Annotated in this window: 8 protein-coding genes; 2 read left to right on the forward strand and 6 right to left on the reverse strand. The window is 43.0% G+C overall.

Features of this window, described 5'->3' with window-relative positions:
- Positions 1-23: 23 nt before the first annotated feature.
- Both CAG60_RS01870 and CAG60_RS01875 read right to left on the reverse strand, forming a co-directional pair.
- Positions 24-1,907 carry a methyl-accepting chemotaxis protein gene (locus CAG60_RS01870; RefSeq protein ID WP_161438148.1) on the reverse strand — a complete coding sequence of 628 codons (1,884 nt, stop codon included), beginning with the start codon at positions 1,905-1,907 and terminating at the stop codon, positions 24-26.
- A gap of 224 nt (positions 1,908-2,131) precedes the next feature.
- The gene (locus CAG60_RS01875) at positions 2,132-3,706 is read right to left on the reverse strand and encodes a BCCT family transporter (protein WP_161438149.1); all 1,575 of its coding nucleotides are present in this window, start codon (positions 3,704-3,706) and stop codon (positions 2,132-2,134) included.
- Between the two features lie 629 nt (positions 3,707-4,335).
- On the opposite strand from CAG60_RS01875, the gene CAG60_RS01880 reads away from it, so the two are divergent.
- Entirely contained in the window at positions 4,336-4,812 is a 477-nt protein-coding gene (locus CAG60_RS01880) for a MarR family winged helix-turn-helix transcriptional regulator (protein WP_004395351.1), read from the forward strand.
- Positions 4,813-4,881: 69 nt separating this feature from the next.
- Here the strand turns inward: CAG60_RS01880 and CAG60_RS01885 are convergent, their stop codons facing one another.
- Entirely contained in the window at positions 4,882-5,268 is a 387-nt protein-coding gene (locus CAG60_RS01885) for a MarR family transcriptional regulator (protein ID WP_154168303.1), read from the reverse strand.
- A 247-nt stretch (positions 5,269-5,515) separates the two neighbouring features.
- On the opposite strand from CAG60_RS01885, the gene CAG60_RS01890 reads away from it, so the two are divergent.
- Positions 5,516-6,181: a DUF2982 domain-containing protein gene (locus CAG60_RS01890; protein WP_161438150.1), complete on the forward strand. Its 666-nt coding sequence runs from the start codon at positions 5,516-5,518 to the stop codon at positions 6,179-6,181.
- Positions 6,182-6,247: 66 nt separating this feature from the next.
- Here the strand turns inward: CAG60_RS01890 and CAG60_RS01895 are convergent, their stop codons facing one another.
- From CAG60_RS01895 to CAG60_RS01905, 3 genes are all read right to left on the reverse strand, one after another.
- Positions 6,248-6,904: an MBL fold metallo-hydrolase gene (locus CAG60_RS01895; protein WP_161438151.1), complete on the reverse strand. Its 657-nt coding sequence runs from the start codon at positions 6,902-6,904 to the stop codon at positions 6,248-6,250.
- A 109-nt stretch (positions 6,905-7,013) separates the two neighbouring features.
- The gene (locus CAG60_RS01900; protein ID WP_161438152.1) at positions 7,014-8,552 is read right to left on the reverse strand and encodes a L,D-transpeptidase family protein; all 1,539 of its coding nucleotides are present in this window, start codon (positions 8,550-8,552) and stop codon (positions 7,014-7,016) included.
- 389 nt (positions 8,553-8,941) lie between these two features.
- Positions 8,942-9,589 (reverse strand): GTP cyclohydrolase II, encoded by a 648-nt coding sequence (locus tag CAG60_RS01905; protein WP_154168307.1) that lies wholly within the window; start codon positions 9,587-9,589, stop codon positions 8,942-8,944.
- Positions 9,590-9,840: the final 251 nt, after the last annotated feature.

Below are 9,840 nucleotides of genomic sequence, written 5' to 3' on the forward strand. Positions count from 1 at the left end.
GCTCATCTGTTATCAATTAAAACTTATAACTTAAAGCGACGGATCTCTTGGTCAAGCTGATAAGAAAGTTGTGATAGCTCCGCCGCTTGAGCTGCAGCTTCATGGGCTTCTTCAGCGAGATCGTTCGAGACATCGCGAATGCCTACCGTGTTGCGCGTAATCTCAGAGGTGACGGATGCCTGCTCCTCAGCCGCCGAAGCAATCTGAGTTGCCATATCACTGATCCGCTCAACCGCATGATGAATTTGCATTAAGCTCGCTGCTGCAGAGTGCGCATCATCAACACTCGTATCGGCTAGCATTCGGCTATCATTCATGATCCCAACCGCTTTGCCTGTCGTGCCTTGCAGCATTTCAATCATGGTTTGAATTTCTTTGGTTGAGGCGTGAGTACGTTGACTCAGTACCCGCACTTCATCCGCAACCACCGCAAAGCCGCGACCTTGTTCTCCAGCACGAGCCGCTTCGATCGCCGCATTCAATGCCAATAGATTGGTCTGTTCTGCAATGCCTTGAATGGTTGAAAGAATAGTACTGATCTGATTGCCATGCTCTTCCAGCTCTTGAATGACGCCTGTTGCTACCTGCACTTCTTTCGCTAAAGAAAGAATAGAGTTCTGCGTTTGCGATACTTGCTTAGAGCCATCGACACAAGCGGTTACCGCCTCGGATGAGTTTTGCGCAGTATGCTCAGAGTTGTTAGCAATCTCCTGGGTCGCAGCGGCCATTTCATTGATCGCTGTGGCGACCATATTGATTTCATCTTGCTGCATGCGAATACGTGCACTACGTTCTTCAGCATGCGCGGCGGTCATATGCGATTGTGATGAAAGCGATGCCGAAACCTCACTCAATTTACTGACCATGGTATGCATATTGCCAACAAAAATATTGAAATTATTCGCTAATTGCCCCACTTCATCGTCACTACGTGGCTCTAAGCGTTGCGTTAAATCACCATCTCCGGTTGCGATTTCTTCTAATGCTTTAGAAACTCGTAATAAATCTCTGAATAAAAAGCTGACTAGCCAAGAGACGATCAACACCACAATCAAGGTGATGAAAATCGCTGTGATCAACAAGCCGGTGAGCAATTGAGTATGTGCTGCGAATTCGGTATTTTTATCCATCTGCACAGCAAATACCCATGGCGTATCCGCGACTCTATCGAAGTAAAACAAGCTCTCTTGACCGTTATGGTTCAGTGTCATTAGCTGACGGCTATTGGCGGCTTGCTGAATAGCATTCATGGTTAATGCGCTATCGAGCGAACTGACAGGCTTTAAAAGCAATCGTTTGTCTGGATGTGCAAGAAAATAGCCGTCTTGGGTATCAATCAGCATCGCGTAAGCATTATCACCCGCGTCGATACTCAACACATCACTGATTAATTGATCAATCAATACATCAGCACCGACCACACCACGTAACTGACCATTGTGACGAATAGGTTCAGCAATAGTCACTAATAAAGCATTAGTGATCGCATCTTGATATGCCGTGGTAATAATTTGCTTACCCGCATTCGCGGCATCGCGATACCAAAGACGAGTACGAGGATCATAATCAGCTCGGTTGCGCTCTGGATGGGAGCGATACATTTCACCGTTAACAGTACCAAAGAAAATATCGTCAAATCCGCCAGCTTTACGCGCCTGTTGTAAAAAAGGCACCACATCAGGTTGTACGGTATAGTCATTAAAGGCGGTGGAAATATCTTTTCGGATCGAAATCCAATCAGAAATACCTTTCGATGCCGTTTCAGAAATGGCTTGTGCACGGGCAAGTACACCACGACTGGTTTGTTGTTTGAGTTGATCGGCTGACAACCAAGTTAATGCGGCCGCCATCACGACGACCGCTGACAGGCTGGTGCCAATAAGCTTTTGTTTTAGGGTTAATTTCATAGTGAATTATCGCTGATAAAAGGAACAGTTGGGCGGCAAATAATAGCGAGGTTTATAAGCGTTTGCACGCATTATGTAAAAATAAACACCGTTGCAATAACTATCTGCTTTTAATCACATTACCGTCAAATTAGTGACAAATGTCATCATTCCAACATTATTCGTCTATCAACAAAAAAAGCTGGCTCAGCCAGCTTTTTTAAACCTCTATGTATCCACTTAACTTACTTTTTCAGCTCTGTACGCATGCCCATCACCAAACTAACGCACATCAGTAATAAGACAAAAGTAAAGGGTAAAGCCGTCGAAATCGCACCAGCTTGCAAAGCTTGAACGGCCTGCGCACCACCGATCCACAGTAAGGCTATGGCAATCGCCCCTTCCATGATTGCCCAGAAAATTCGCTGTAACACTGGCGCATCCATTTTGCCGCCAGACGTAATGCTATCAATAACCAATGAACCAGAATCAGATGAAGTAATGAAAAACACCAACACTAACACTACCGCTATAATCGAGAGTAAAGTCCCCAGCGGTAATACATCAAACATTTGGAACATGGCTAATGACACATCCGTTAAACCTTTTTGACCTAATTCGCCAACACCGCCTATCACCTGCTCAATCGCTAATCCACCAAATACAGACATCCAGATCACAGTGACGGCTGTTGGAATCAGTAACACTGCGGTAATAAACTCACGAACCGTCCGCCCCTTTGATACTCGAGCAATAAACATACCGACAAATGGTGACCATGAGATCCACCATGCCCAATAGAAAACGGTCCAACCTTGGAACCACGCTTCATCTTCACGTCCATGAGGGTTACTTAATGGAATGATATTTTCAATGTACGACATTAATGTGGTTGGAATGGACGCAAAAGTGACCGCATAACCAATCAGAGCAACTAACGCGACAAGCAATAAGGCTACAATCATGTTGATGTTAGAGATCACTTTGACCCCGCCATCAATTCCACGAATGACCGAAATCGTCGCTAATGCGGTTACCACTAGGATAACAATGATTTGCAATCCTATTCCTGCATCAAGACCAAACACGTGATGAATACCACTTGCGGCTTGTTGAGCCCCTAAACCCAGCGAAGTAGCAAGGCCAAATAACGTCGCTAATACCGCTAAAATATCAACCAGATGCCCTGGCCATCCCCACGTTTTATCACCGAGAATAGGATAAAAAATAGAACGAATAGATAAAGGCAACCCTTTGTTATAACAGAAAAATGCCAGCGATAAGGCAACAACAGCATAAATCGCCCAAGGATGGAGTCCCCAATGATACATGGTCGCGCCTAAAGCTAATCTTGCCGCTTCTGGTGTACCGGCTTCTACACCTAATGGTGTTTCATACCATCCCGTAAAATAAGCAACTGGTTCCGCAACACTCCAAAACATCAAACCAATGCCCATGCCAGCGGCGAAGAGCATCGATAACCATGAGATCACCGAGTAATCAGCCACCGCATCTTTACCACCCAAGCGAATTTTACCAAATGGCGATATAATCAAAGCCAAACAAAAAATCACAAAAAGGTTACCCGACCAAATGAATAACCAATCAAATGAGCCAATAATTTTCCATTTAACCCCGTCTAGTGCATTCTTAGCGGTATCAGCATCCACCAACAGAGTGGCGAGTAAAAATAAACCAATTAATCCCGCACTGATGCCAAATACAGGGTTATGAACATCAAACCCCCACTTCTGCACATTATCCTGACCGACTGTATAGTCGGTACTGTCAATGCTGTACTTGTCTATTCCTTTTGTCATTGATCTTCTCTTTTGGGTAACGACAGACAAAATTCAGTAACCATGACAACGAAATAAATTCACAGATTTACCATTAAAATATATTTCGTACTCATAACTAAAGAATTCATTTAAGGAGCGATATATTACAGAAAATTAGATTAAAATCCACAAAACAAAGTTATTCAGGATAAAAATCGACCATTTTACAGCAAATTATCGCTAAAAGTTACAAGCCACCACCACAATTTAGTTTGAGCTCGAATATTTAATGAACGTTGGTTTACTGGTGAGTAATGTGTGCTATTCACGAAATCGTTCACTCAAATACCTATTGTATCCATGGCATTTCAATCCATCGTTTCGAGACTTGTGAGATTTTAGAGGTATCCTCGCCTGCCCAAATAATGGCGATTACAGTTAGGCAGCAGGTGAGTGATAAATTTACTCAGCGAGAGGCAGAGCTTGACTAAGCAATCCGCAGATAAATCTTCCTCATCAATATAGAGAAAGGACCGGATTGGCGATGGACGAACGTTACTCACACTACGGTAGCTTGCAGTAGGAAGACGATTTCTCTACTTTTCAATTATCCCCAACTAAGGTATGGTCCGATCCAATTGGTCTCTTGTTTGTTGTAGGTAAATATTGTGGAAAAACACGAAGAGGTGTTGGTTGCGATTCGTCAAATTATCCGAGCCATCGATTTGCATTCAAAAAAATTAAGCAAATACGCAGGGTTGACGGGACCGCAGTTGATTTTGATGCGTTCAATTGAAGAGTTGGGGGAAGTTACCATTCGTCAATTGTCAAAACATACTAACATGAGTCAAGCAACAGCCACGACCATCCTAGACCGCTTAGAGCGGAATCAATACGTACAACGTGTTAGAAGTAGCACCGATAAACGTAAAGTCCATGCCCATTTAACAGAAACTGGCCGAGAACTCTTGGCTCGCGCACCACAGCCGCTACAAGACAGTTTTGTGGAACAGTTTCAGCATTTGGCCGATTGGGAGCAAAGTTTATTACTCTCATCGGTTCAACGTTTATCTGCAATGATGAATGCAGAAAAGATGGATGTCGCACCGATGCTGGAAATTGGCAGCATCACCAAAATTGAGTAAGTTTGACAATCAGTACCGTTCTACAACTGCCGCCTGAGTGACAAGAGCAGTTGTAGAATCTTTAATTATTTACAGCGCTTTATAAATAACCTTGTTGCCCGCTTGGGACTCTCTGGCAATTAATTCAACTTCAAGTAGTTTCTTTAATGCCCCTGTCGCCCAAGACGCCGCTTTACTCTCTTCTTGTCCTGCCGCCAAACCAATCCCTTTAGGATTAATACCTTCCGCATTCGCGACAACAATATCAAACACTTGTTGCTGCTTAGGGGTTAACACGATCTCTGCACGTGTTGTTGGTGAAACGGGTTCACTTGATGGGTGTGCCGTTTTCTTTGCAACGACAGGGTTAACGGCTACAGGCTTGGCTGTTTTTGGTGCTGAGGTAATGTTTGCTACCATCGCTATGATGCGTTTTTGCAGTTTTGCCTGCACTTTACGCTTATGAGCAAGTCTCATCGAGTATCTCTCCATTTCACTGCACAAGATGCAGTGGTGAAAATTTGAAGCGCGTTTTATAGCAAAATTCATCGACCTTTTGTAGGGTATCGCTCAAGTTCAGACGACAAAAACGAGATTTAAACCATAAGCGACTAGAATTTAAACAGTAAATCATTATTTGCTGTTTACGATTTCAGTGAGGATCAGTGATCATTGTCAACGAACATTGAGTATTAATCATAAAGTATTTGCATGCGAGGTCGGTATGCCAACAATCCACTTATCTAATTATCAATTTGATCGACATTCACCTTACGTCAAAATCGGTTTATTGATCGTGTTGTTGATCATTACTGCTTTGATTCGCTTATCGAACAGTTGGCAACAAGCGTTAGTTTCGGTGATGTGTGTGTTGATTTTATGTGGTGTTGGTTATTGGCTAGCACGTAAAAGTTGGGTTGGTTTTACTCTCACCGCCAGTCACTTACAGCAACATTTTTACTATGGTGGATGGGTAGTGAAATGGCAAAATATCAGTCAAATTGGAATATGCACCCATCAACAAGAGGGTTGGCATCAGCCGCTACCATGGATAGGTGTTCGTTTAAAAAATTATAGCCCTTTTTTAGACGGGATTTGCCCAAGAATTGCTCGAGAAATGTTATTTAACCAACGAGCCTTACTGTATTTAGGCATGAAGCAGCATGATAAAAGCCTGCTTTTTGAAGACATCGTATTAGACTCTACCCCCTATACGGATCCACAAGGCAAAGTCTATACTGGCTTAATGGCGATGCTCGCTAACCGTATGCAGCATCAACGTAATTTTTATGGTTTTGATGTCTTCATCTCGGAGAATGATCTCGACCGTTCTGCTGATGAATTTATTGGTCTGGCTCGACGCTATCTCGCCGCAGCCAAGCCAGAATAAGAGAAGTTTGGTTTATAGGCCACCGAACCTTCCCTACTTGTCATAGTAAACGTAATATCTATTCTGCTAGTAAAGCGGCATTTCATCGGCTACAAAGGGATTACTCGCACGTTCACGACCAAACGTTGACGTCGGTCCGTGGCCAGGAATAAACGTCACGTGATTGCCCAATGGCCACAATTTGTTCTTAATAGAATCAATTAAGGTGTTGAAATCGCCCTGTGGGAAATCCGTCCGTCCAATACTGCCATTGAAAAGCACATCGCCTACAAACGCTAAGCTGGCTTCTTCACTAAATAAAACCACATGACCTGGAGTATGGCCTGGCGTATGCAAGACAGTAAGTGTCTGGTTGCCAAACGTGACGGTATCACCTTCATCTAACCATTGATGAGGCTCAAAGGCTTCTGTCAGCGGAAAACCAAACATTTGACTCTGCCCTTCTAAGCCCTGCAACCAAAAGTTATCGGCTTTATGAGGACCAATGATGTCAACATTACCCAACAATGTAGCGAGAGGCTGTGTTCCACCGACATGATCCAAATGACCATGAGTCAGAACCAGTTTAACTACCTGAACACCTAGTTGATCAATCAACATTTTCAGTTGTTTTACATCACCACCGGGATCAACAACAATACCTTGCATGGTTTCATCGCACCATACAATCGAACAATTTTGCGCAAACGGAGTAACGGGGACAATTTGATACTTCAAAGACATGAGAAAACCTGAACAACCAGCAAAAAATTATCATCAACTATGACATTCTCACTACGTTTTGACAAGTCGCGCTCGCGACTCACATCACTTGACGTGATAAAGAGAGTCGCTATTGAGTCACTAGCTTATCGAGACGATAGATATCTTCTCTAAAATGCAATTGTCCTGCGTCATACCATGCTGTTTGATAAATGATCTGCACTGGTATGCGCTGTCTTAATGGGATTGCTTGGTTCACTGAGCTACTTTGCGGAGCAAATTGTTGAGAGTCTAACCCCTGCTTAGTTAATAACATATTGGCAAATTGATCGGCATGTTCAACCCGAATACACCCCGAGCTAAACGCTCTTGAGTCACGCTCAAATAAGTATTTACTTGGAGTATCATGCAAAAAGATCGCTCGGCGATTCGGGGTGTTAAATTTATATAATCCCAGAGCATTATGATAGCCCGCTCTTTGACGCATACGATAGGGAAATGCCTCTAATGAGATATTTTCCCAATCTATCGATGTCGGATCTAGAGTCTGTGTCGCTCCCCAACGCGGTAGAATCTCTAGATTCTGACGATCTAAATAACGAAGATCTCGCTTCGCTATCGGTAAAATATCTTCCACCATGATCTTATAGGGAACATTCCAAGTAGGATTAACAATTAAAGAATCCAAACGAGTCGTCATGACTGGCGTCGGTCGTGAAATGCGTCCGACCACCACCTTCGATTGAAAGACGTTTTCCCCCGCATGCCAATATTTCAATTCAAAACTCGGTACATTAACCACAATGGATGTATTACTGGTTGGCCATAAACGCATTCGCTCAGCATTCAAGGCAATCAGACCCAAACGTTCTTCAACGGAGAGATTAAGCCATTTTAATGTCTGCGGACCAATCACACCGTCAGCGGTTAGTCCATGTAACTGCTGAAAATGCTTTATGGGTTCGATTAATGAATTATCGTACCAAGAGACATCATCACGAATCACTGTGACATCAATATTGACCAGAGCTAAACGCTGGATCAAGGTAGGACGGTCGTCCAACTTATCGCCCGGCAGTTTCAAACCCGCTTGTCGATAAAGCGGTAATGGTGTCGCTTTGAGCGCAGATAAAAAACCGTGAGCATAAACCAATTGATGATAAGCGGGATCTTGTGGTGCATGCTGCAACACTAAATCAGCCATCGCTGGCGTGCCAGCGGCAACAGACAGAGCTAACCGTGAAGATGCACTCGGCAAAGGCAAAACGTGGTTAAGTTTACCGTTAAAAAACCAATCAATCCCTTGTTGAGTGGCTAATTGAGCATAACTAAGATAGCCGATAATGGTGTCTGTCGCTAAAACATCATATTGAACCCATGCCTGTTGTTCACTCAAGGCTCGTAATTGCTTATAGCGTTTTGAAAATAACGGACTAATATTCGCTTGATGGATCAGCACAAGTTGCTGCTCAAAATAGACTCGACTCAACTCATCTCGCCAAATTAATTGATACTGATTACGCTGATAGAGTTTCTCGACTTGTTGAGGATAATGTAACGCATACTCACTTGGTCCTTTGAGATCAGAAAGTTGAACCACTGGCGTATTGGCAAAAAGTGGCAAACTAATCCAAAGCAAAACAATGGCCATCAATGAGTAACGCTTCATGTTTTTAGTGCTCCCTTGGCTAACCGGTTGCATTGGTTAATTTAGGATAGGTGAGCATAGACGATACCCATCACTAAACCGTCCAACCGATGCTGGAGTAAGTATGGCAAATATTCCCCGCTTTACCCACTCTTTATCCAAATTGATCTCGACGGCTAAGCGAAACGTTCATCGGCTGCTCTTGAGCAAGTAGCGCGTTATCTTGATAGGCTATCGACAGGAAAAATCTGCAACGTACAAACGACAAACCCCATCATTTCAAATCAAGAAATGATGGGGTTTGGGCATAAAATTTTAATGAGCAGTCATAGAAAATATCACGTAGATGACGCCGATGGAGAAACACACATCGATATCGCAGAGACTTCTACATTGAAAAAGATAACCGCTTATAACTTCAAATGATGTTTACCATGTGAGACTTTCGCTTTTAAATAGTCTTCATTACCATTTTTAATGTGTGCAGCTGTATTAACGACACTGATAATTTCAATACCGTGCTCTTGTAATTCTCTTATTTTCTTAGGGTTATTCGTTACTAAACGAATCTTAGTCACCCCAAGTGCTTTTAGCATTTGCGCAGCTTCGGTAAAATCGCGCAAATCATCACCAAAGCCAAGATGATTATTGGCTTGATATGTATCCATGCCTTGGCTTTGTAAGCGATAAGCATCAATCTTATTATACAAGCCGATTCCACGACCTTCTTGACGCAAATAGAGAATGATACCGCCATATTCGCCCATCTTAGTAATGGTCTCTTCAAGTTGCTCCCCACAGTCACACCTTGAAGAATGGAAAACATCGCCAGTTAGACACTCAGAATGCATTCTAACTAATGGAATAGGTTGTGTTTTATCTGCCGCTTGAAAGATAACGGCTACGTGTTCTTTATCCGATTGTAAACCTCGGAATGAAAGAATCTCAGCATCAATATTACTTTTCAAGCCAACTTTAAAGTCGACTCTGGCTCTCACTTCCGCCATATCTTTACTCACTTGAATTCGTTCTGACTGCACGCTAGTTATGGTATGCATAAGGTTACTCTTATCTGATGATTTTTACTATGGAGACTAATACCCCATTTTTCAACGAAAAGATCACAATAAGCTCAAATTGTTATATTATAACAATTCGTTAAGATCGCAACAAAAGAGTGAAGAGCTTATACCCAAACGACTTGAAGTTGTAGATAGGCGGCAAGTGAGTGAATCCCCATGAGCATAGGCAAACGATGTGATTGGGATGAACGAACGTAGCTAACACCGCTGCAGCTTCAAGTCGGAAG

This window comes from Vibrio sp. V33_P6A3T137 (assembly GCF_009904835.1).
Taxonomy (GTDB): Bacteria; Pseudomonadota; Gammaproteobacteria; order Enterobacterales; family Vibrionaceae; genus Vibrio; species Vibrio metschnikovii.

Excerpts from the sequence above, each read along its gene's own strand:
- CAG60_RS01870 (WP_161438148.1), bottom strand. The coding sequence starts at position 1,907 with ATGAAATTAACCCTAAAACAAAAGCTTATTGGCACCAGCCTGTCAGCG.
- CAG60_RS01875 (WP_161438149.1), bottom strand. The coding sequence starts at position 3,706 with ATGACAAAAGGAATAGACAAGTACAGCATTGACAGTACCGACTATACA.
- CAG60_RS01885 (WP_154168303.1), bottom strand. The coding sequence starts at position 5,268 with ATGAGACTTGCTCATAAGCGTAAAGTGCAGGCAAAACTGCAAAAACGC.
- CAG60_RS01890 (WP_161438150.1), top strand. The coding sequence starts at position 5,516 with ATGCCAACAATCCACTTATCTAATTATCAATTTGATCGACATTCACCT.
- CAG60_RS01895 (WP_161438151.1), bottom strand. The coding sequence starts at position 6,904 with ATGTCTTTGAAGTATCAAATTGTCCCCGTTACTCCGTTTGCGCAAAAT.
- CAG60_RS01900 (WP_161438152.1), bottom strand. The coding sequence starts at position 8,552 with ATGAAGCGTTACTCATTGATGGCCATTGTTTTGCTTTGGATTAGTTTG.
- CAG60_RS01905 (WP_154168307.1), bottom strand. The coding sequence starts at position 9,589 with ATGCATACCATAACTAGCGTGCAGTCAGAACGAATTCAAGTGAGTAAA.